Source organism: Streptomyces sp. NPDC006655, from assembly GCF_040703965.1.
Lineage (GTDB): Bacteria > Actinomycetota > Actinomycetes > Streptomycetales > Streptomycetaceae > Streptomyces.
The window spans coordinates 38,206-59,517 of sequence record NZ_JBEYJU010000032.1 but is presented as its reverse complement, the minus strand read 5'-3'; the positions used below and the strand labels follow the sequence as shown (position 1 = coordinate 59,517).

The window sequence follows — 21,312 nt, the reverse complement described above, 5'->3', positions numbered from 1 at the left end:
AGCACCGGCTTTGAGGAGGACCAGCGTGGCGGCCCGCCCGATACCGGGGCCTGCTCCGGTCACCACGGCGCGACGGCCACTGAGACCGAGAACATCGACAAGGGACGCGTGGGCCGACGGCCCGGTCGAGGTTTCACACCATGGCCATGCGATGAGGACTGTAGGCGGGGCAGGACTTTCACGGTCATCGCCCATCGTTGCGACGCGGCGGTGACGGCGGTGGGCAGGGAGTCCTTGCCCCGGTCCATCCGCACCAGCTCCGGTGTCCCTCCCGTGCGGGCGGCACGGGGGTGCGGGAAGGGACGCCAGGAGTAACCGCGGTGCTGGTGAAGGCGTTTGGTTACGGTGTCAATCAACCAGGTCACCGACGGGCGCCCCAGGGCACCGCCGATATCTGCGGGTGACCGACGCCGACCATGACACCGTCGTGCCCGCACAGCCGGATTGACCCTGCATCCGGCGGCTGAGCGGGCCGGATGCAGGCGTCCTGCGACTCTCTGTCAGGAGGGGATGATCTGCCACTGCTGCTGGGGGAGGGAGGTGTAGTTCCACTGGTTGACGGTGGCCCCGTCGGCGGTGGAGCCGCTGTCGACGTTGAGGGACAGGCCGCTGAGCCGGTTGGTGAGGAGGTAGTAGCCGTCGCCGGTGGGGGTGACGGCCCAGTGCTGCTGGGGCGCGCCGGCGTCGCCCCAGATGTCGGCGGTGCCGCCGTTCACGCGGGAGAGCCCGCCGATCTCCATGAGTGTGCCGCTGTTGACGTTGCGGATCTTGTAGTAGCCGTCGTCGGCGAGGGCGATGGTCCACTTCTGGTTGGCGTGGTTCTGCCAGGTGTACTGGATGACGGCGGTGTTGTTGGCCTTGCCGGCCCCCGAGACGTCGGCGACCTTGCCGCTGTGGCGGGCGACGAGGCGGTACACGGTGCCGTTGCCGGGGAAGAGCGTGGTGCTCGGGGTGGGGGTCAGGGTGCGTCCGCCGATGCGCAGGTTTCCGATGTTGGCGTAGCCGCCGGTGGCGGCGGTGACCTGGATGCGGACGAAGCCCGCGGTGACGGCCGACCATTCGATGAACTTGGTGGTGCGGTCGCCGGCCCAGCCGGCCGTGGCGACCTGGGTGAAATTGGTGCCGTCGGTGCTGGTGGAGATGGTGCACGCGGTGATGTCACCGTCAGTGGTGTTGTTGCGGTTCCACTGCTTGGGCAGGTACTCCAGGCAGGAGATGTTGTTCCAGACGCCGCCGAGGTCGATCGTGAGGCTCTGGGGCAGCGTGAGGCTCCAGGTGGACCAGCAGGTTTCGAAGCCCTTGTCGCTGAGTCCGTCGATGGCGTTCATGGGGCCTTCGCCGGTGTGGTAGTTGGTGGCGTAGGCGGCCACGGGGGTGACCGGGTGCTCGACACGGGGCATCTGGGCGGGCAGTGACCCCCGGCTGCTGTCGGGGCCGCTCCAGGCGGTGCCGACCTCGCCGAGCCGGGTGACGATGTTCTGGTCCAGCTGACCTGCCTGATTGGGCGGGCAGTTGAGGATGAACGAGGTGAAGTGGCTCTCCAGGTACTGCAGTTCCTTGACGAGGTCGGCCGCGGCCGTAGGAGTGGCCTTGGGCGTCGTCGGGTGCCAGAACCATCCGGTGTTGACGATGTTCGTGCCCTGCAACGCGGCGTAGGTGTTGGTGGCGGGTGCGGTGATGCCGAGGGGTTCCTCGAAGTAGATCGCGTCACCGAGGAAGGGCACCGACAGCGCCCCGTGGTCGATCATCACGATGTCGGGCTGCAGGGACTTCACGTGTTCCCTGATGCGCTGGTACGGGACGGCCTGCTGGCCCATCTGCCAGGCGTAGCCGTCGGTGATGAAGATGTCGATGGTGCCGTAGTTGGTGAGCAGTTCGGTGATCTGGCCGAGGACGTAGTCGATGTTGGCCGGCTGGACGGCCTGGTCGGCGGGGACGCCGTGACGGGTGTCGTAGGCCTGCACGGGGTGGGTGCGGTCCCAGATGGAGAAGTACAGGCCGACCTTGAGGCCCGCGGTGCGGAAGGCCTTCACGTACTGGTCGACGATGTCGTGGGGGTAGGAACTGTTCGCCACGTTGTACGTGTTGTACGCCGACGGCCACAGGCAGAACCCGTCGTGGTGCTTGGTGGTCAGCACGCCGTAGCTCATCTTCGCCGACGCCGCGGCCGTCGCCCACTGCGCGCAGTCGACCCCCGAGGGCGCGAACCTCTTCGGGTCCTGATGGGGGGTGGCCCACTCCTCGTCGGTGAACGTGCCCATGTTGAAGTGGTTGAACATGCCGAACCGCATGTTCACCAGGTTGCTGAGATTGGTCTGTACGTCCGCGGCGGCCGCCTGGGGAAGCAGGCGGGAGAGGCCGGGAGCCACGGGCAGCGCGTTCGCGGCCACAGCGGTGCCTGCGGCGCCCAGCAGGGTACGACGGGACAGTCCTCTTCCTGACGGCATGGGTCTACTCCCGGTTTCGGGTGGCTCTGACGGGTCGGGGGCCCAAGGGCTGCTGGCGCGGCCCTCCCTCGGGGCTACAGCGCCGGATGTTACGCACGAAGTTCGGTGACGTGACTGCTCGGTGTCAACAGGTGCGGGGATGAAAATACTCAAGAGCGGAGCAGAAGAGGCTGGTTGATCCGGTTATGTGGTGTTCGATCTTGGCGTAGACATTCCATGTTTCGCAGGGAAGCCGGAGAGCGGTCCTCCGCATGAGTCGCGCCCGCTGCGTCGCCTTCGCCGACAACCCCTGGAGCACTGTCGGCGGGCGGCCCCTCGGGTCCGCCCAAAAACTTCCGGCCACGCTCGGCCGGTGCCTGTGGCCGACTGCGTTCCCCTGCTCAGCCGCCATGCGTCCGGCGGTGCCGGGCTGGAGCCGGCGGTGACGAGTCGATGCAGGCTCACGACGTCTGACTCCGGGGCAGAACACCGAAGGGGTGCGAGTGCAAGCGTCAGTGCATCACGGGTGCGCATCATTCATGGGATGGATCTTTCTACGCAGAGGCCGACCGGTGGATCAGTCGCACCAGCCATCGACCTTATTCAGCGCATTTCCCGTTCCCGTCTAGACACCACCGTCAGTCGGGGCCTATAAACATCCCATCTCTCCGTTGGGGCGACACACAGGGGTCGCACCGGCGAAACAATCCCCCGCTTCGGGACCAGCGCGAGGAAGTATCGATGAGATTCAGAACCGCCCTCTGCACCACAGCCTCCGCCCTGTCCGCACTGGCGCTGCTCAGCGCCTGCAGCAGCGGCTCGGGCGCCGCTTCGTCGAGCAGCGCCCCGCTGGTCGGCGTGGACTACCCCCGCTCCGACACCGACTTCTGGAACTCGTACATCAAGTACACGCCCAGGTACGCGAACACGCTGGGCCTCTCGCTCAAGACGACCAACTCGCAGAACGACGTCTCCAAGCTGACCGCCAACGCGCAGACGTTCATCAGCCAGGGGGTCAAGGGCATCGCGATGGCCCCGCAGGACACCGCCGCCATCGCGCCGACCCTGGCGCAGCTGGAGGCGAAGAAGATCCCCGTCGTCACCGTCGACACCCGTCCCGACAGCGGTAAGGTGTTCATGGTGGTGCGGGCCGACAACCGCGCGTACGGCGAGAAGGCGTGCAAGTTCCTCGGTACCAAGCTGCACGGCAAGGGCAAGGTCGTCATGCTGGAGGGCGGCCTGGACTCCATCAACGGCCGTGACCGCACAGAGGCGTTCAACGACTGCATGAAGAAGGACTTCCCCGGCGTCAAGGTCTTCGGCGAGGCCACCAACTGGGACGGCGCCGTGGCCGCGCAGAAGCTGCAGACGGACCTGACCGCCAACCCGGACATCAAGGGCGTCTACATGGAGTCCAGCTTCGCGCTGGCCGGGACGCTCCAGCTCCTCAAGCAGAAGGGTCTGCTGGTGGGCCCGAACGATCCCAAGCACGTGTTCGTCGTGTCCAATGACGGCATTCCCGAGGAGCTGAAGGCCATCGCCGAGGGCAAGATCGACGCCACGGTGTCCCAACCGGCCGACCTGTACGCCAAGTACGCCCTGTACTACCTCAAAGCGGCGATCGACGGGAAGACATTCAAGCCCGGCAAGACCGACCATGACAGCACCATCATCCAGGTACGCGCCGGTCTGCTCGAGGACCAGCTCTCGGCCCCGCTCGTCACCGTCGACGGCAGCACCTATGACGGCGTGACCAGCATCAAGAGCAGCGACAACGCCCTGTGGGGCAACAACCTCGGCTGACCTGTCGTGTCAGGCACCCAACGGCTAACGAGTGCAAGGCGGTTGTGATGAGCGACGGGGAGCGAGCAGTCAGCCCCGCGCCCGCCCCGGCGGACGACGGACGGTCCCAGGTGGGCCCGCCCGTCGTCGAGGCGACGGGCATAGTCAAACGATTCGGTCCGACGGTGGCTCTCAACGGCGCCCGGATCACCATCAGGCCCGGCGAGACCCACGCACTCGTCGGCCGTAACGGGGCCGGAAAGTCGACCCTGGTGTCCGTCCTGACCGGCCTGCAGGCCCCGGACGAGGGAACGGTCACCTTCGGCGGCAGCCCCGCACCACGGCTCACGGACCGCGACGCCTGGCGGCAGCGCGTGGCCTGTGTCTACCAGAAGTCGACGATCATTCCCACGCTGACCGTCGCCGAGAACCTCTTTCTGAACCGGCACGACCACGGCCGCCACCGGCTGATCAGCTGGCAGGGCGTGCGCCGGCGGGCGCAGGACCTGCTGTCGGCCTGGTCGGTGGACGTCGACCCGCAGACGTCCGCCGGTGATCTGAGCGTGGAACAGCGGCAGTTCGTGGAGATCGCCCGAGCGCTGTCCTTCGGGGCGCGTTTCATCATCCTCGACGAGCCGACCGCCCAGCTCGACGGGGCGGCGATCAACCGGCTCTTCGGCCGGATCCGCGACCTGCAACGGCAGGGCGTGACGTTCCTGTTCATCAGCCACCATCTGCAGGAGATCTACGAGATCTGCGACATGGTGACGGTCTTCCGCGACGCCCGGCACATCGTGACCGCGCCGGTAGCGGAGCTGCCCCGCGCCGAGCTGGTCGCCGCCATGACCGGCGAGGCGGCGATCGACCGGTTGCAGGTGCGGTCGAGCACTCTCGACCACACCGTGACGCCCGCACTGTCCGTGCGGGCGCTCGGCAGCGACGGCACCTACGACGACGTCACTTTCCAGGTGGGCGCGGGGGAGATCGTCGGGCTCGCTGGTGCCGCCGGCAGCGGGCGCACCGAGGTCGCCGAGACCGTCGTGGGCCTACGGGCCGCGGACGCCGGTGAGGTGGTGATCGCCGGAAAGGGGCCCCGGCCGGGCAGTGTGCCCGCCGCGCTCGCCGCGGGCGCCGGGTTCGTCCCGCAGGACCGGCACCACCAGGGTTTCGTCCCCGACATGTCGATCGCGGACAACGCCACACTGTCCGTTCCCCGCAGACTGGGCCGGAACGGATTCATCAGCCGGGAGCGACGGGACCGGCTCGCCGAGACGATGATCGAGAACCTGGCGATCAAGACGCCGGGGCCCGAACTGCCCGTTTCCGCGCTCTCGGGCGGCAACCAGCAGAAGGTCGTCATGGGCCGCGCCCTGGCCGACGATCCGAAGCTGCTGGTGCTGATCAACCCGACCGCGGGCGTGGACGTACGGTCCAAGGAGTTCCTCCTCGGCAAGGTCGAGGAGACCGCGGGGACCGGCACCGGAGTGCTCATCGCCTCCGACGAACTCGACGACCTGCGCATGTGCGACCGGATCCTGGTGATGTTCCAGGGCCGTGTGACCTCAGAGATAGCCCGCGGCTGGCACGACCACGACCTCGTGGCCGCGATGGAAGGAGTGGACCTCGATGCCTGAAACCGTCCTCGCGGACACAGCCGCCCAGGCCGCGGAACCCGGGCCCAGGCGCACCGCGCTGCTCGGCGGCCGCATCCCGCTGGCCCGGCTGCGTGACCTCGCGCTCGTCCCCGCGATCGTGGTCATCGCGGTCGTCGGACAGATCGTCAACCCGGTGTTCCTGCAGGCCGACAACCTCATCAACGTCCTGCAGACCATGTCGGAGATGGCCCTGCTGGTCCTGGCCCAGACGATGATCCTGATCGTCAAGAAGATGGACCTGTCCCTGGAGTCCACCATGGGCCTCGCGCCCGGCGTCGCGGCCTGGCTGGTCGTCCCGGCCGGTGCCGGTCACGGCCTCGGGCTCCTCCCCGGCGCCTGGGCCATCCCCGTCACCCTGGCCGTGGGCGCACTGGTCGGCGTGATCAACGCCCTGCTGATCATCCGCTTCGGCCTCAACGGCTTCATCGTCACCCTCGGCATGCTGATCGTCCTGCGCGGCATCCTCACCGGCATCTCCGGCGGCCAGACCTTCTTCCAGCTGCCGCAGTCGATGCTCTACCCCGGCACCGCCGAATGGTTCGGCATGCCCGCCTCCATCTGGATCTGTCTGGTGCTGTTCGCGATCGCGATCGTGGTGCTCGGGTGGACCAGCTTCGGCCGCTCCCTGTACGCCATCGGCGGCAACGTCGACGCCGCGAAGGCGGCCGGCATCCGCACCGACCGGGTGCTGTGGATCGTCATCGTCACCGGCAGCCTGCTGGCCGCCCTGGCCGGACTGCTGCTGTCCGGACGCCTGGCCTCCGTCGCCTCGGCGCAGGGCAACGGCTACATCTTCACCGTCTTCGCCGCCGCCGTCATCGGAGGCATCAGCCTCAACGGCGGCAAGGGCACCATGTTCGGCGCGTTCTGCGGCATCCTGCTGCTCTTCATGATCCAGAACGTGCTCACCCTGGCGGGCGTGCCCGCCCAGTGGATCGGCGCCCTCAACGGTCTGATCATCCTGGTCGCCCTCGCCATCTCCCGCATCACCGGCGGCAAGGTCCAGGAGTGACCCGGGCGGTCCCACCGGCCGCCCGACCTCCGCCGCGTTCACGTCCCGTCGCCAGGGGCCGTACCGCCCCTGCCCTCCCAGGAGTTGCCGCCATGTCCTCCACCGTGCCCTCATCCGCCCGTATCACCGCCCTGGACGTCCTGGACGTGCGGTTCCCCACCTCCGAACACCTCGACGGCTCGGACGCGATGAACCCCGAGCCCGACTACTCCGCCGCCTACGTGGTCCTGCGCACCGACGCGGGCGACGGACTGGAGGGCCACGCCCTGGCCTTCACCACCGGCCGCGGCAACGACGTGCAGGCCGCCGCCATCGCGGCGCTCGCCCCGCACGTGGTCGGCCTCTCCGTCGACGAGGTCTGCGCCGACCTCGGCGGGTTCAGCCGCTCCCTCGTGCACGATCCCCAACTGCGCTGGCTCGGACCGGAGAAGGGCGCCATCCACATGGCCACCGGGGCGGTCGTCAACGCCGCCTGGGACCTTGCCGCCAAGCGTGCGGGCAAGCCCGTGTGGCGCTTCCTCGGCGAGATGTCGCCCGCGGAGCTGGTCGCCCAGGTCGACTTCCGCTGGCTGTCCGACGCGCTCACACCGGAGGAGGCGCTGGAGATCCTCAGGCGCGCCGAGCCGGGTCGCGAGGAGCGCATCTCCCGGCTGCTGGACCGCGGGTACCCCGCCTACACCACCACCCCGGGCTGGCTCGGCTACTCCGACGAGAAGCTGGCACGCCTGGCCCGCGAGGCCGTCTCCGACGGCTTCACCCAGATCAAGCTGAAGGTCGGCGCGTCCCTGGAGGACGACATACGGCGCATGCGCACCGCCCGCGAGACGGTCGGCGACGGCATCCGCATCGCGGTGGACGCCAACCAGAGATGGGACGTCCAGCCCGCCATCGACTGGATGCGCGCCCTGGCCTCCTACGACCCCTACTGGATCGAGGAACCCACCTCACCCGACGACATCCTCGGCCACGCCGCCGTCCGCAGGGCCGTCGCCCCGATCAAGGTCGCCACCGGCGAGCACATCGCCAACCGCGTCGTCTTCAAGCAACTCCTCCAGGCCGGCGCGGTGGACATCGTGCAGATCGACTCCGCGCGCGTCGGGGGCGTCAACGAGAACATCGCGATCCTGCTGCTCGCCGCCAAGTTCGGCGTGCCGGTCTGCCCGCATGCCGGCGGCGTCGGTCTGTGCGAGATGGTGCAGCACCTGTCCATGTTCGACTACATCGCCGTCTCCGGCACCCTGCAGGACCGGGTCATCGAGTACGTCGACCACCTTCACGAACACTTCATCGACCCGGTCCGCATCGCCGACGGCCACTACCTGGCACCGGAGCTTCCCGGACTGAGCGCACAGATGCACCCGGAATCCCTCAAGGAGTACTCCTACCCCGACGGACCCGTCTGGATCACCCGTGTCTGACGCCCAGGTGCTCGTCGACGCCCACCACCACCTGTGGGATCTCCAGCTGCGACCGCAGCCCTGGCTGAACGCACCCGGACACGAGCCGATCCGCCGCAACTTCAGCACAGCCGACCTGCGCACGGCCGCGACCAGGCCGATCAAGGGACGGCGGCTGGAGTCCACGGTGCTCGTGCAGTGCGTGGCGTCGGTCGACGAGACGCGCGAGTTCCTCGCCCTCGCCGACGGCGACCCGCTCATCGGCGCGGTCGTCGGCTGGGCGGACCTGACGTCCCCGGCGATCGGCGAGGTACTCGACGACCTGTGCGCCGGACCCGGCGGCACCCGCCTGCGGGCCGTACGGCACCTCGTCCAGGGTGAGTCCGACCCGCACTGGCTCGGGCGGCCGGACGTCGAGCGGGGACTGCGAGCGGTCGCGGAACGCGGACTCGGATACGACGTGCTGATCCGCAGCCACCAGTTCCCCCAGGCGATCCACCTGGCCGAGCACATCCCCGACCTTCCCCTGGTCCTCGACCACGCCGGAAAACCACCCATCGCCGGGCGGGACCTGGCCGACTGGGAGCGGGGCGTGCGGCGGCTGGCCGCGCATCCCCAGGTGCGGTGCAAGGTGTCGGGCCTGGTCACCGAGGCCGACCTCGAGAAGTGGACCGTTGCCGACATCCGCCCGGTGTGGGACGTCCTGATCTCCGCCTTCGGCCCCGACCGGCTGATGTTCGGCTCGGACTGGCCGGTCTGCGTCCTCGGCGGCGGCTGGAACCGCTGGGCCGCCACCGTCGAGGAACTCCTCGCCGGCTGCTCCACCGCCGAGACCGAGGCGGTCCTCGCCGGTACCGCCACCACGTTCTACCGCCTCGACCCCGCTCGAGGACAGGAGGGCACCCCATGCTGATGACCGAACTCCTGCACCCGGGCATCCTCGAAGCCCTGGCGAGCGCCGGGCACGGCGCCCGGGTCCTGCTCGCCGACGGCCACTACCCGGCGAGTACCACCACCGGCCCGCGCGCCAGGACCGTCCACCTCAACCTGGCGCCGGGACTGCTCGACGTCACCACCGTGCTCGACGTTCTGCTGCGGGCTCTGCCCGTGGAGTCGGCGCACGTGATGGTGCCGCCCGAGGGTGAACCGGAGCCGCCGGCCATCGCCGAGTACCGCTCGATGCTGGCGCCCGCCCCCGTCGAGACGCTCGGCCGCTTCGCGTTCTACGACGCCGCCCGCTCGCCCGACCTGGCTCTCGCCGTCGTCACCGCCGACATCCGCACCTACGCCAACCTGCTGCTCACGATCGGCGTCCGCGCTGAAGGGACCATGAGAACACGATGACACTCGCAGTCCGTTACCTCGCCGCCCGCACCCTGGACACCGCACTCGCCGAGAGCCCGCCCCCCGGTCCCGACGAGGTGGAGATCGCCCCCGCCTACGTCGGGATCTGCGGCACCGACCTGCACATCTTCCACGGTGACATGGACGCCAGGGTCGCCGCGCCCGCCGTCCTCGGGCACGAGATGTCCGGGCGGATCGTGCGGGTGGGTGCAGGAGTGGAGGACTGGGCACCCGGTGACGCGGTCACCGTGATGCCGCTGCGCTGGGACGACACCTGCCCGGCCTGCCACGCCGGCCACCAGCACATCTGCCAGCACCTCGACTTCATCGGCATCGACTCGCCGGGCGCGATGCAGCAGCGCTGGACCGTGCCCGCCTCCACTCTGATACGGCTGCCCGACTCCCTGCCCCTGGACCACGCCGCCCTGGTGGAGCCCACCGCAGTGGCGGTGCACGACGTCGGCCGGGCCCAGGTCCTCGGCGGCGAGAAGGCCGTCGTGGTCGGCGGCGGACCCGTCGGCATCCTCATCGCCCTGGTCGCCCGGGCCGCCGGAGCCGACGTCCGGGTGGTCGAGCTGAGCCCTCACCGGCGGCGGCTCGCCGAGAAGTTGGGGCTCACGACCTGGGACCCGGCCGCCGACGACCTGCCCGAGCTGGTCCGGCAGTGGACCGGCGACGCCGGTGCGGACGTGGCCTTCGAGGTCTCCGGCGCGCAAGGCGGAGTGGACACGGCGGTCGATGTGCTGGGGGTGCGCGGGCGGCTGTGCCTGGTCGCGATCCACTCCCGGCCCCGCGAGGTGAACCTGCACCGCTTCTTCTGGCGCGAACTCACCCTCGTGGGCGCCCGGTTGTACGACCGCACCGACTTCGAACGGGCGGTGACCCTGGTGGCCGACGGCACCGTTCCTGCCGAGCAACTGATCAGCAAGGTCGTCCCCATGGCACAGGCGCCCGACGCGTTCGAGGCCCTGGAGGGCGGCGGCGACGTGATGAAGATCCTCGTGGACTGCACCGACGAATCCCAGGGAGCCGACCAGTGAACGCCTTCGACCTGACCGGCAGGCTCGCCGTCGTCACCGGGGCCCGGCGCGGCATCGGCCGGGCCATGGCCCGCGCCCTCGCCGAGGCCGGCGCGGACGTCATCGGCGTCAGCGCCCAGCTGGAGGAGACCGGCAGCGACGTGGAGAAGGACGTCCTGGCCGCGGGCCGCACCTTCGAGGCGATCCGCACCGACTTCGCCGACCCCGAAGCCGTCCGCGCCCTGGGCAACGACCTGGCGGGACGGGAGCGCCCGGTGGACATCCTGGTCAACAACGCGGGGACGATCCGCCGTGCCCCGGCCGCCGAGCACACCGACGAGGACTGGGAGTTGGTGCTCCAGGTCAATCTCAACGCCCAGTTCGCCCTGTCCCGCGCGGTGGGCGCGCCGATGGTGGCCCGTGGCCACGGAAAGATCGTCTTCACGGCGTCGCTGCTCAGCTTCCAGGGCGGTATCACCGTCCCCGGCTACACCGCCGCCAAGCACGGCATCGCCGGACTGACCAAGTCCCTGGCCAACGAGTGGGCCCCGCACGGCGTCAACGTCAACGCCATCGCGCCCGGCTACATCGCCACCGACAACACCCAGGCCCTCCAGGACGACCCCGTACGCAGCAAGGCCATCCTGGACCGCATCCCGGCCGCCCGCTGGGGCAGCGCCGACGACCTCGCGGGTGCCACCGTGTTCCTCGCCTCGGACGCCGCCGCCTACGTCCACGGCGTCGTCCTGCCCGTCGACGGCGGATGGCTCGGCCGATGAGTGCCACCGAAACCACCGACCTGGCCGTCGTGCTGGACGGTGCCCGCGTGCTGCCGGTGCTCACGGTACCCTCCGCCGCGACCGCCGGCCCGCTGGCCGACGCGCTCGTGGCGGGCGGCGCCCGGTGCGCCGAGGTCACCTTCCGCACCCCCGACGCCGAGCAGGTGCTCAAGACGATGGCCGCCCACGGAGGGCTGACCGTCGGCGCCGGTACGGTCCTCACGCCCGAGCAGGTGGACCGTGCCGTGGCGGCCGGCGCCCGGTTCGTCGTCTCGCCCGGCTTCGACGAGGACGTCGTCGTCAGGTGCCGTGAGCTGGCGGTGCCCGTGGTGCCCGGCATCGCCTCCGCGACCGAGCTGATGCGCGCCCTGAAGGCGGGCCTCAACACCGTCAAGCTCTTCCCCGCCGAACCGCTCGGCGGCGTCCCGATGCTGCGCGCCCTCGCGGCCCCCTTCCCCCAGGCACGCTTCGTGCCGACGGGTGGCATCGACGCTCCGCGCCTGCCCGCCTACCTCGCCGTCCCGGCGGTCCTCGCCGTCGGCGGCAGCTGGCTGGCCACCGCCGCCCATCTGGAGCGCGGCGCGTACGGCGAGATCCGCCGGCTGACCGCCGAGGCCGTGCACGGGAGTGCGACGTGAGCGACGTGGTGGCCCTCGGCGAGGTGATGCTCCGTCTCGACCCGGGTGAGGGCAGGATCCGCACCGCGCGCACCTTCCAGGTCTGGGAAGGCGGCGGTGAGTACAACGTCGTCCGCGGACTGCGGCGCTGCTTCGGCCTGCGTACGGCCGTCGTCACCGCCCTCGCCGACAACCAGGTCGGGCGGCTGGTCGAGGACCTGATCCTCCAGGGCGGTGTCGACACCTCCCTCATCCGCTGGGTGCCCGACGACGGCATCGGGCGCACCGCCCGCAACGGCCTCAACTTCGTCGAGCGCGGCTACGGCATCCGGGGCGCGGTGGGCGTCAGCGACCGCGCGAACACCGCCGTCTCGCAACTGCGCAAGGGGGACGTCGACTGGGACGCGGTCTTCTCCCCGGGTGTGCGCTGGTTCCACACCGGCGGCATCTTCGCCGGTCTGTCCGACACCACCGTGGACGTCGCGGACGAGGCCATGGCGGCCGCTCGACGGCACGGTGCGAGGGTGTCCTACGACCCCAACTACCGCCCCAGTCTCTGGGCCGGCAGGGGCGGCGCCGAGCGGGCCCGGGAGGTCGACCTGCGGCTCGCCCGCCACGCCGACATCGTGGTGGGCGCCCTGGGCCTGGCACGGCCGTACCCGGGGGCGGTCCGTGTCGCGGCGGACGAGGTGCGAGACGCCCTCGTCGACGTGGCCGCGCTGCTGCCCCAGGCCGAGGTGGTCGCGACGACCCTGCGGGACGTGCCCTCGGCCGGCGTCAACGACTGGTCCTCCGCGGCCTGGTCGCCCCGTACCGGCTTCGTCCGCGGCCCGGAACTGGCCGGCCTGCACGTCCTGGACCGCATCGGCTCGGGCGACGGCTTCGCGGCGGGCCTGATCTACGCACTGCTGACCGTCGGCGGTGACGAGGCGGGACCGGCGGGCCGTGCCGCACCCATGGCGAACCTCGACACCGCCGGACTGAGCCGCGCCCTGGCCTACGGCACCGCGCACGGCGCCCTCACCATGACCACCCCCGGCGACGTGTCCATGGCCTCGCTCGCGGAGGTCGAGGCACTCATGGCGGGCGGCTCGGCCGCCGTCAGAAGGTGACAGGCCCATGAGGGCGCACGCCGTCGCCGCTTCCGAAGGAGCACAGTTGACACCGCACAGCATCGGGCGCCGGAAAATCGCGAGCACCCCGGTGGAGCTCACCGTACTCGGCTTCGGGGCCTCCGTCATCGGCAACCTCTACGCGGTCACCCCGGCCCACGACGCCCAGGCCGCACTCGAGACGGCCTGGGAAGCGGGCATCCGGTACTTCGACACCGCACCGCACTACGGCCTCGGCCTCTCCGAGCAGCGCGTGGGCGCCGCACTGCGTGACCGGCCGCGTGACACCTACGTCGTGTCCTCCAAGGTCGGCCGCCTGCTCGTCCCCAACGAGCACCCCCGTGGCACCGACACCGAGGGCTTCGTGGTCCGCGACGACCTGCGCAGACAGTGGGACTTCAGCCGGGACGGGGTGCTCCGCTCCATCGAGGACACGCTGGAACGCACCGGCCTGGACCGCCTGGACGTCGTCTACCTGCACGATCCCGACGACCACTGGAGGCAGGCCGCCGAGGAGGCCATGCCGGCTCTGGCGGAGCTGCGCGACCAGGGAGTGATCGGCGCGATCGGCGCCGGCATGAACCAGTCGGCCATGCTCGCCCGCTTCCTGCGTGAGACCGCTGCCGACGTGGTCATGCTGGCCGGTCGCTACACCCTCCTCGACCAGTCGGCGCTGGACGACGTCCTTCCCGCGGCACGGGAACTCGGCAAGAGCGTGGTGGCCGTCGGCGTGTTCAACTCGGGGCTGCTCTCCCGCGACCGGCCCGCCGAGGGCATGAAGTACGACTACCGGCAGGCTCCCTCGGCCCTGGTGACCCGCGCCAGGGCGATAGCCGAGGTCTGCGCGGAGCACGGTACGACCTTGCCCGCGGCAGCGGTCGCGTTCCCGTACAGCCATCCCAGCATCGTCAATGTCACCCTCGGCATGCGGACCGCGGAACAGGTCGGACGGAACGTGCGACTCCACCGTCAGCACATCCCTGAAGGTCTCTGGGACGATCTCCGCGACCGGGGACTCATCAGGCCGGACGTGCCCGCGGTGCACGGGCCCGGAAGGAGTGTGCGGTGTCTCTGACGGACAAGGCCATAGCGCAGATCCGGGAGCTGATCCGCAGCGGAGCACTGCCGCCGGGCTCGAAGCTCCCGCCGGAACCGGAGCTGGCCGCCCAGTTCGGCCTGTCCCGCAACCTTGCCCGGGAGGCAGTGAAGGCGTTGGCCGTCGCCCGGGTCCTGGAGGTCCGGCGGGGCGACGGCACGTACGTGACCAGTCTGCAACCGAGCCTGCTTCTGGAGGGGCTCGGTGGTGCGGTGGAACTGCTGCAGGGCGACTCGACCGCGCTGCAGGACCTCATGGAGGTACGGCGGTTGCTGGAGCCGGCCGCCACCGCGCTGGCCGCCACCCGGATCTCCGTCGAGCAACTGGCCGAGCTCGAGCTGCACCTCAAGGCCATGCGCGAAGCCCGTGACGACGTGGAACAACTCAACGCGCACGATGCCGCGTTCCACCGAGCCGTCATCTCGGCCACCGGCAACGAGACCCTCCTTACGCTCCTGGAAAGCATCTCCGGGCGCACCCTGCGCGCCCGCGTCTGGCGCGGACTGGTCGACACCCAGGCCTCGGACCGGACCCTCGCCGAACACGAAGCGATCTTCCGGGCCCTCTCCGTCCGCGACGCCTCCCTCAGCCAGGCCGCCGCACTGCTGCACGTCAGCAACACCGAACTGTGGCTGAAAGAGCACCTGTGGGCGGACCTCGGCCGCGTTCCGTAGCGAGGTTTGGCGGGTGCCGGCAGTGCGACGGTCTTGGGCCGCTGACCTCCCGAAGGCACCCGTAACAGTGACCGCCGACACCACCCCGATCACGAGGAACGGGCCGTTGCCAGCCAGCAGCCGAGCGGGGTCTCTCCCCCCCCGCGCACGTACTGCTCACCGGGGATCGTGGGCACAGGCTCAGGCGGTGCTCTCGTCCCGCTTGTCGAGGAGGGCCAACTCTTCCTCGGTCAGGCGCAGGCTTCCGGCGGCGATGTTCTCTGTCAGGTGCGCCGGGTTCGTGGTGCCGGGAATGGCCAGCACGTGCGGACCGCGGTGGAGGGTCCAGGCGAGCCGTATTTGGGCCGGCGTCGCATGATGGGCGCGGGCAACGGACTGGACGCGCGCGTCCTGCTCCTGGCTTGCCGCTGCCTCGCGCCGCAGCCCGGAGACCGCGAAGAACGGGACGAAGGCGATGCCCTGCTCCGCGCACAGGTCCACCAGCCCGCTCTTGTCGGCGCGGCGCCAGTCCAGGCCGTAGGAGTTCTGCACGCAGACCACGGGCGCGATCGTCCGGGCCTCGGCTATGTGCTCGGGCAGGACAGCGGAGAGCCCGAGGTGCCGGACGAGGCCGGCGTCGCGCAGCTCGGCGAGGGCGCCGAAGTGCTCGGCGATCGAGGCTGTGCGCGGGCCGCCGGCGCGCAGGTTCACCACGTCCAGGCAGTCCCGGCCGAGCTGGCGCAGGTTCTCCTCGACCTGGCCACGCAGTTGGTCGGGGCGGACCGTGCCGAGCCACTCGCCGGAGGGGTCGCGTGCCGGGCCGACCTTGGTCACCACGACCACGTCGCCGTGCCAGGACGAGAGGGCGCGGTTGATGATCTCGTTCGCGGACCGCAGTGGTGAGAAGTAGAAGGCGGCCGTGTCGATGTGGTTGACGCCCTGCTCGAACGCACTGTGCAGCAGGGCGACGGCGGCATCGCGGTCGATCGGTGTGCCGTCCGAGTTCCCCATCATGCCGTTTCCCGTCAGCCGCATCGCGCCGTAGCCGATGCGATTCACCTCCAGGTCCCCGAGCTTCCAGGTACCTGCCGTCGCCGCTGCGCTCACTGTGCTCCTTCGCCCGTCGGTCTGTCAGGTCCTGGAGTATGGCGCCGTCTCGGTCTGCCGGGACAGGTCAACGGGCTGGGCGAAACGTCACGTCGCTATCGGGAACCAACCATCGCCACAGATCCGTTGGACCTGATGAAAGAGCGCTGCGGTCGGCGCGGCCGGACAAGGCGATCACCACCCCGCCGGCCGGGCACGCCCTCGAATCAAGGCTCAAGAGTGACCTGGCAACCCTGGGCAGGGTGAATCTCCGTGCTGGCGCGATGGCCGATCCCCTCGTCCTGTCGCATCGCCGGCAGGAGCTGCCCACGGCGGATCAGTGCGCGTACCAGCACCGCGACCTGGATGAAGGCCAATTGACCGCCGATGCAAGCGTGCGGGCCGGTACCGAAGGGCAGCCAGGCGCCCCGAGGGGGTCGGTTGTGCAGGAATCGTTCGGGACGGAACTCCTCAGGATCTGGGTACAGATCGGGGTTTCGATGCAGATCCCACAGGCTTGCTACGGCGTATGTCCCGGCCGGTACGTGGTGTCCGCCAATGTCGCAGGGCTCGCGCAGCAGCCAGGGGATGGCTGTGACCGGCGGTCGTAGACGCAGTGCTTCACGGATGACCGCGTCTGTGTAGGGAGCGCTGTCAACCTGCGTGGATGCCTCATTGACCAGCTGGTGCCAGACGTGTGGTGCGCGCGCGGCGCGCTCGACGACCCAGGCTGTTGCAGGAGCGGGTGCCTGGGCAGCCGTGCGACTTCCTCGCGCACCAGGTGTAGGCAGGCGTTCCAAGCCCTGTGCCCCGTGGGCCACCAGGGCAGCATGCCCGCTGCGCAGGCCATCGCCGCAGGGCGGACCGTGGTCTGGCGGAGCCGAGCGATGGCCCTGGCCCAGGTGTGCAGGAGGCGAGGGTCGTCGACACTGAGGCAGGCTCTGACAGTGGCTTCGGCGGCGGCGATGGCGGCCCGGCTGTCGGACAGGGCGTCACCGCGCAGGGTGGGCATCATCAGTCGGCTTGCTGTGTGGTGCTTTTCGCCGCTGAGCTGGTTCAGCATCGCTGTCGAACCCATCACTGTCGAACCCATCACGCGCCCCAGAAGACGGCCGGTGGTGTTGTGTTCCACTCCGGGGTTGCGCAGGACCTGCTCGATCAGACGCGGGTCACGCAGCCATACGATTCTGACACCCGGCGCCCAGTCGGGGACGATCGCGCCGTGTCGGGTGAAGTGGCGTTCCATGGAGCGGGGGCCCGACAGGAGACGCTCCACCATGATCGGCACGACGGCGGGGGTGGCAAGCGGCTTGAGCGGCAGCTTCTCGGTCATCGGAGGTGTTCCGGTTCGATGGGAGGTCAGCGAGGAGCGAGGGTGCTGTCGTGATATCGCCGGGATCGGGCGCAGTGTCGAAGCGGTGCGTTCGCCGGCCGTAGCGGGCGCGGGCGGTCGATGCCTGGGGGTGCGGCTCATGGGACGCAGCTGCCGGGGGCGGCGCCGTGGCGGCGTTGTCGGCGGGTGTATTCGGAGACGGCCTGCCACAGCTGGCGCCGGTCGGTGTCGGGCCAGTAGTCGGCGGTGAAGTACAGCTCGGCATAGGCGGTGTGCCACGGCAGGAAGTTCGAGATGCGCTGCTCATTGCCCGTGCGCCACAGCAGATCAACATCTGGCATGTCCGGTTGGGGAAGGTGCTGCGCGACGTCGCTCTCACTGATCAGGTCGGGATCAAGGTCACCGCTTCTTGCCCGGCGGGCCAATGCGGCAGCGGTACGAGTGATCTCGTCCCGGCCGCCGTAGTTGATGCAGGTGGTCAGCGTCAGGCCGGTGCGGTCCTGGGTGCTGCGCTCACGCAGCCTCATGAGGTCGACCATGTCTTGCGGCAGCTTGTCCGGGCGGCCGTGCCAGCGCATTCGGACGTCAAGGTCCTGGAAGGGATATTCGCGCAGCTCTTGGCGTAGCAGGTCGAGGATGGCGCCGATCTCTTCGCCATCGCGCTTCCAGTTCTCAGTGGAGAAGGCGTAGAGGGTCAGATGCCGCAGGCCGATTTCCAGAGCGCCGTAGACCATCTCATTGGCGGCGGTGCGGCCGGTGCGGTGGCCTTCGTACCGGGGCAGCCCGCGTTGCTGAGCCCACCGACCGTTGCCGTCCATGATCACTGCGACGTGGGTGGGCATCTGGTCGGCCGGGATCCGTGGTGGACGCTCGCCGCTGGGGTGCGGTGGCGGCGAGTGGAAGACCGTGCGCTGCGCGGGCGGACGCTGTGGGGGCACGGCCAGGTGCCGGGCGTGCCGTGGTGGTGGCACGGTGAGCGGGGTCAGGCTCCAGGCGAGGGCCGCCCGCGCCCGGGCCGGGGCGAGGAGACGGGTGATGGTGACGAGGGAGGGCCTGGGCCGGGTGCGCAGGAGAGCGGGACCGGCGGCGTCGACGGCATCGAGCTGTGCGTGCAGCAGGTCGGCCATGGTGTCGAGGACTGTTGCGGGGCCGGGGTGCATGCCATGGGCGAGGGAGGGCTGGGTCACCCATCGGTGGGCGAGCTGGGTGAGATCAGTGATCAGGGCGGCAACGGTGGGGCTCCAGCGCCGGTGCGCCAGGTCGTCGGCAGCTCCCGGGAACTGATTGAGGACCTGGCCGGGCAGGAGGAGGTCGCCCTGGGCGAGGTCGGCGGACAGGTCGGTGAGGATGTCGGTGAGCCGGATTCCGTCGAGGAACTGCTCGTAGACGTCCTGCCTGTCCAGGCGGAGTGCCACCGCCACGCCGGCCTTGTCGAAGAGTTCGCGGACCTGGTCGAACCAGGGCAGCAGGTTACCGCGGCCCCAGGCACGCCAGCTGCTCCAGTCGGTGAACCGCCTGCCGTGGGCGTCGTGCTGGACCAGCGTCATGGCGTCGTGCAGCCCCGATATGTCCAGCCGCCAGCGCCAGGCGGTGTCCACCAGGGCCAGACGGACCGGGTCCGTGCTTGTGCCGGTTGCCAGTTCACGGTCCAGCGCGGTGATCCATTCTCCGACCCGGGCGGCTCGTTGCCCTGCGTCGGCCGTGCGGTCGTCGGCGAGGTCGTCGATGGCGTTGGCCGCCGCCCACAGCGCCCAGCACGCCGGGCGCATCACCGCAGGCACCAGCTGGATCAGCGCGTGTTCCGCCGGGTCCTGTTGTTTGGTCCGGATCCGACAGAGCCGGTACGCCGCGCGTAGCTCCGGGCTGTCACCGACCGCTTCCCATAGCGATCTTGCCGAGCGGCGCCCGGTCCGCAGGGCGGCAGGTCGCTGCCCGTCTGAAGAGGTGGAGAGCATACTGATGACAACGAGAGCAGAGCGGCCAGGTTGTGCCAAGGGTCAAAGGGCCGTGGTGGTCGGTCAGTTGTCCGGCAGCGTCCACCGTCCGGCGGGCCCCGGTTGCGTCGATGCGAAAGCCGGGGTGGCAGACAGGGTGCTGCGGGTGCGCCACTGGAAGGTCAGCAGGCCCAAGAGCGCTGCCGCGGCGAACCAGGTCAGCTCCACGAGCAGGTACACGGGGACGGTGGTGTGCGAGAAGGCTGCCGCGGTGGCTGCCTGCATGGCGCCGTAGGAAGGCAGGTAGTGCGTGATGGCGCTGTTTGCACTGGAACTGGTGATGGGGTTCTGCAGCGCGAGATCGACGACGCTGGTCATCACGATGGCGAACATACCTTCCACTTCTTTGCGCAGCAGGGCGCCGAAGCCGACTCCGAGGATGCCGTAGGTCAGCCCCGCGCTGAAGAACGCCGCGGCGAGCAGGGCCGGCTGACGCGGTGCCCAGGCCAGGTACATGACGGCTGTCGCGTAGCCGGCCACCAGAGCAGACGCGAGAGCGAGGCCGACCAACTTCGCCGCGATCAGATGAGGCCGTGGATAGCCGGCCATGACAAGGCGCCGGTCAAACAGGCTGCCGCTGAACGTCGCGGCGAACATCAAGAACCCGGTGATCAATGTGACCGCGTTCAGCGCACCGCTGACCGCGGTGAGCTCGTTGCCGCGAGGCGCCAGGATTTCCCCGGTCGCCCGCAGCCGCAGCCGTACCGGACTGTCGGGCATCGACACATACGCCAGAAGCGTCCACACAGGAAGGAAGACCGCGATGAGCACCGCGGCGAACCGGTTGCGTGCGTGCTCGGCCACTGCGTACCGCGTGGCCGTGCCTAGCAACATCACCTGCTCCCTCATGCCGCTCCCTTCCCCTGTGCCCGCAGGCGGCCGCCTTCCAGGCGCCACAACTCGTCCAGGCGCTCGGTGTCGTAGGCGAGATGAGAGACGACCAGAACCGAACGCCCCCGCTCGCGCAACCGGGATGCAAGCTCCCAGAACCGCAGGTAGGTATCCCAGTCGAAGCCCTGATAGGGCTCATCCAGCAGCAGCACCTGCGGGTCGTGCATCAACGCCAGCGTCACGTTCAGCTTCTGCCGCGTCCCACCACTGAGTACGCCGGCCCGCTCGTCCAGGTAGTCGGCGAAACCGAGCACATCCATGACCTCCCTCGCATGACCAAGGCTGTCGAGACGGAACGCCGCCTGGAAGTACGCCAAATGCTGACGCACCGTCAGTGCGTCGTTGACCACCACCTGCTGCGGGCAGTACCCGAACCGGCCGACGTGACGAACCCTGCCCCGCGCAGGGCGCAACTCCCCGGCGAGAATCTTCAGCAGGGTGGACTTGCCCGCACCGTTCTCACCCACGACCCCGGTCAGCGATCCCGCGGGCAGAGTGAAGTCGACACCCCGCAGCACCAGCCTCTTGCCGTAGCGATGGTGTACATCCACGACTTCCACGCTGCGCCCCCACTGACTTGCCTAGACGACCACAGGCTCTAACGAACCCGACCGGCCACAGGCACGCAGCCACGCGGGGACGTCAGCTCTCTGACGCGGCGGGCCGAGGCTCCCCACACCACACGGGCAGGTCTGTCCGTGTGAGCAACCGGGCTTCTTCCGATGTCCGGTCACTGTCGTGGGCCGAGCGGCAACACGCTGCGGGGTCTCCTCCAGCCTCCCCTGGCCACCCTCGCCGTTACGGGCCTGTGGCTTCGTCTTCGTGAGAAGGGCCTGGCCCTGGCTGATGCGCTCGCCGAGGTCGGCGAGCACATCACCGCCGACGAGACGATCAGCAGACCGGCCGCCGAAGCCCACGACGCTGTGCACCCCGGACCGCGATCCAGCACGGGCAGCCGGGAGCGCCCGTAGGCGGAGGCGAAGGCCGACGAGGTTGTCGATCGTGGTCACCGGAGAGAGCTCCCGACGCCGAAGGAATCGGGCATATGAGTCAAGGGTGACGTCCACCCCGTTCGGCCGGTCAGGACCCTTCCGTGCCGTCAGACTCCTGGGAGGG

At 69.7% G+C, this 21,312-nt stretch carries 20 protein-coding genes; 13 read left to right on the top strand and 7 right to left on the bottom strand.

Features of this window, described 5'->3' with window-relative positions; all coding sequences use genetic code 11:
• Window positions 1-500: 500 nt before the first annotated feature.
• Window positions 501-2,447, bottom strand: coding sequence for an RICIN domain-containing protein (locus tag AB0958_RS20320; RefSeq protein WP_366891843.1), 1,947 nt, complete (start codon window positions 2,445-2,447; stop codon window positions 501-503).
• Between the two features lie 720 nt (window positions 2,448-3,167).
• On the opposite strand from AB0958_RS20320, the gene AB0958_RS20315 reads away from it, so the two are divergent.
• The 12 genes from AB0958_RS20315 to AB0958_RS20260 all read left to right on the top strand — a co-directional run bounded on the left by AB0958_RS20315 (window position 3,168) and on the right by AB0958_RS20260 (window position 14,913).
• A complete protein-coding gene (locus tag AB0958_RS20315) occupies window positions 3,168-4,229 on the top strand; it encodes a sugar ABC transporter substrate-binding protein (protein WP_366891842.1) in 1,062 nt (353 codons plus the stop codon).
• A 47-nt stretch (window positions 4,230-4,276) separates the two neighbouring features.
• Window positions 4,277-5,842: a sugar ABC transporter ATP-binding protein gene (locus AB0958_RS20310; RefSeq protein ID WP_366891841.1), complete on the top strand. Its 1,566-nt coding sequence runs from the start codon at window positions 4,277-4,279 to the stop codon at window positions 5,840-5,842.
• Window positions 5,835-6,875 (top strand): ABC transporter permease, encoded by a 1,041-nt coding sequence (locus AB0958_RS20305; protein ID WP_366891840.1) that lies wholly within the window; start codon window positions 5,835-5,837, stop codon window positions 6,873-6,875. The genes AB0958_RS20310 and AB0958_RS20305 overlap by 8 nt, the downstream gene beginning before the upstream one ends.
• 92 nt (window positions 6,876-6,967) lie before the next feature.
• Window positions 6,968-8,293, top strand: a complete 1,326-nt coding sequence (locus AB0958_RS20300; RefSeq protein WP_366891839.1) for an L-fuconate dehydratase — start codon at window positions 6,968-6,970, stop codon at window positions 8,291-8,293.
• Window positions 8,286-9,185, top strand: a complete 900-nt coding sequence (locus AB0958_RS20295; RefSeq protein WP_366891838.1) for an amidohydrolase family protein — start codon at window positions 8,286-8,288, stop codon at window positions 9,183-9,185. The genes AB0958_RS20300 and AB0958_RS20295 overlap by 8 nt, the downstream gene beginning before the upstream one ends.
• The gene (locus AB0958_RS20290) at window positions 9,179-9,616 is read left to right on the top strand and encodes an RbsD/FucU domain-containing protein (RefSeq protein ID WP_366891837.1); all 438 of its coding nucleotides are present in this window, start codon (window positions 9,179-9,181) and stop codon (window positions 9,614-9,616) included. The genes AB0958_RS20295 and AB0958_RS20290 overlap by 7 nt, the downstream gene beginning before the upstream one ends.
• A complete protein-coding gene (locus AB0958_RS20285) occupies window positions 9,613-10,656 on the top strand; it encodes an alcohol dehydrogenase catalytic domain-containing protein (protein WP_366891836.1) in 1,044 nt (347 codons plus the stop codon). Before AB0958_RS20290 ends, AB0958_RS20285 begins: the two co-directional genes overlap by 4 nt.
• Entirely contained in the window at window positions 10,653-11,414 is a 762-nt protein-coding gene (locus AB0958_RS20280; protein ID WP_366891835.1) for an SDR family oxidoreductase, read from the top strand. The genes AB0958_RS20285 and AB0958_RS20280 overlap by 4 nt, the downstream gene beginning before the upstream one ends.
• A complete protein-coding gene (gene eda / locus AB0958_RS20275; RefSeq protein WP_366891834.1) occupies window positions 11,411-12,052 on the top strand; it encodes a bifunctional 4-hydroxy-2-oxoglutarate aldolase/2-dehydro-3-deoxy-phosphogluconate aldolase in 642 nt (213 codons plus the stop codon). Before AB0958_RS20280 ends, eda begins: the two co-directional genes overlap by 4 nt.
• Entirely contained in the window at window positions 12,049-13,143 is a 1,095-nt protein-coding gene (locus AB0958_RS20270) for a sugar kinase (RefSeq protein WP_366891833.1), read from the top strand. The genes eda and AB0958_RS20270 overlap by 4 nt, the downstream gene beginning before the upstream one ends.
• A gap of 46 nt (window positions 13,144-13,189) precedes the next feature.
• Window positions 13,190-14,218 (top strand): aldo/keto reductase, encoded by a 1,029-nt coding sequence (locus AB0958_RS20265; RefSeq protein WP_366891832.1) that lies wholly within the window; start codon window positions 13,190-13,192, stop codon window positions 14,216-14,218.
• Window positions 14,209-14,913 (top strand): FadR/GntR family transcriptional regulator, encoded by a 705-nt coding sequence (locus AB0958_RS20260; RefSeq protein WP_366891831.1) that lies wholly within the window; start codon window positions 14,209-14,211, stop codon window positions 14,911-14,913. The genes AB0958_RS20265 and AB0958_RS20260 overlap by 10 nt, the downstream gene beginning before the upstream one ends.
• Window positions 14,914-15,093: 180 nt before the next feature.
• On the opposite strand, the gene AB0958_RS20255 is transcribed toward AB0958_RS20260, so the two are convergent.
• The 6 genes from AB0958_RS20255 to AB0958_RS20230 form a co-directional block, all read right to left on the bottom strand.
• On the bottom strand, window positions 15,094-15,999 hold the full coding sequence (locus tag AB0958_RS20255) for an oxidoreductase (protein ID WP_366891830.1): 906 nt from the start codon (window positions 15,997-15,999) through the stop codon (window positions 15,094-15,096).
• A gap of 206 nt (window positions 16,000-16,205) precedes the next feature.
• The gene (locus AB0958_RS20250; RefSeq protein ID WP_366891872.1) at window positions 16,206-16,595 is read right to left on the bottom strand and encodes a cytochrome P450; all 390 of its coding nucleotides are present in this window, start codon (window positions 16,593-16,595) and stop codon (window positions 16,206-16,208) included.
• Complete coding sequence (locus AB0958_RS20245) at window positions 16,499-17,311, bottom strand: hypothetical protein (protein ID WP_366891874.1); 813 nt, start codon at window positions 17,309-17,311, stop codon at window positions 16,499-16,501. The genes AB0958_RS20250 and AB0958_RS20245 overlap by 97 nt, the downstream gene beginning before the upstream one ends.
• Before the next feature lie 137 nt (window positions 17,312-17,448).
• Complete coding sequence (gene uppS, locus AB0958_RS20240; RefSeq protein ID WP_366891829.1) at window positions 17,449-19,266, bottom strand: polyprenyl diphosphate synthase; 1,818 nt, start codon at window positions 19,264-19,266, stop codon at window positions 17,449-17,451.
• Between the two features lie 63 nt (window positions 19,267-19,329).
• A complete protein-coding gene (locus tag AB0958_RS20235; RefSeq protein WP_366891828.1) occupies window positions 19,330-20,154 on the bottom strand; it encodes an ABC transporter permease in 825 nt (274 codons plus the stop codon).
• Window positions 20,151-20,756, bottom strand: coding sequence for an ABC transporter ATP-binding protein (locus AB0958_RS20230; protein ID WP_366891827.1), 606 nt, complete (start codon window positions 20,754-20,756; stop codon window positions 20,151-20,153). The genes AB0958_RS20235 and AB0958_RS20230 overlap by 4 nt, the downstream gene beginning before the upstream one ends.
• 162 nt (window positions 20,757-20,918) lie before the next feature.
• Here AB0958_RS20230 and AB0958_RS20225 point away from each other — a divergent pair, with 162 nt between their 5' ends.
• Complete coding sequence (locus AB0958_RS20225) at window positions 20,919-21,167, top strand: hypothetical protein (protein ID WP_366891826.1); 249 nt, start codon at window positions 20,919-20,921, stop codon at window positions 21,165-21,167.
• The last annotated feature ends 145 nt before the right edge of the window (window positions 21,168-21,312 follow it).

Bases quoted from the DNA above. Each gene is read 5' to 3' on its own strand.
- AB0958_RS20320 (WP_366891843.1), bottom strand. From the start codon at position 2,447: ATGCCGTCAGGAAGAGGACTGTCCCGTCGTACCCTGCTGGGCGCCGCA.
- AB0958_RS20315 (WP_366891842.1), top strand. From the start codon at position 3,168: ATGAGATTCAGAACCGCCCTCTGCACCACAGCCTCCGCCCTGTCCGCA.
- AB0958_RS20310 (WP_366891841.1), top strand. From the start codon at position 4,277: ATGAGCGACGGGGAGCGAGCAGTCAGCCCCGCGCCCGCCCCGGCGGAC.
- AB0958_RS20305 (WP_366891840.1), top strand. From the start codon at position 5,835: ATGCCTGAAACCGTCCTCGCGGACACAGCCGCCCAGGCCGCGGAACCC.
- AB0958_RS20300 (WP_366891839.1), top strand. From the start codon at position 6,968: ATGTCCTCCACCGTGCCCTCATCCGCCCGTATCACCGCCCTGGACGTC.
- AB0958_RS20290 (WP_366891837.1), top strand. From the start codon at position 9,179: ATGCTGATGACCGAACTCCTGCACCCGGGCATCCTCGAAGCCCTGGCG.
- AB0958_RS20285 (WP_366891836.1), top strand. From the start codon at position 9,613: ATGACACTCGCAGTCCGTTACCTCGCCGCCCGCACCCTGGACACCGCA.
- eda (WP_366891834.1), top strand. From the start codon at position 11,411: ATGAGTGCCACCGAAACCACCGACCTGGCCGTCGTGCTGGACGGTGCC.
- AB0958_RS20245 (WP_366891874.1), bottom strand. From the start codon at position 17,311: ATGACCGAGAAGCTGCCGCTCAAGCCGCTTGCCACCCCCGCCGTCGTG.
- uppS (WP_366891829.1), bottom strand. From the start codon at position 19,266: ATGCTCTCCACCTCTTCAGACGGGCAGCGACCTGCCGCCCTGCGGACC.
- AB0958_RS20235 (WP_366891828.1), bottom strand. From the start codon at position 20,154: ATGAGGGAGCAGGTGATGTTGCTAGGCACGGCCACGCGGTACGCAGTG.
- AB0958_RS20225 (WP_366891826.1), top strand. From the start codon at position 20,919: ATGTCCGGTCACTGTCGTGGGCCGAGCGGCAACACGCTGCGGGGTCTC.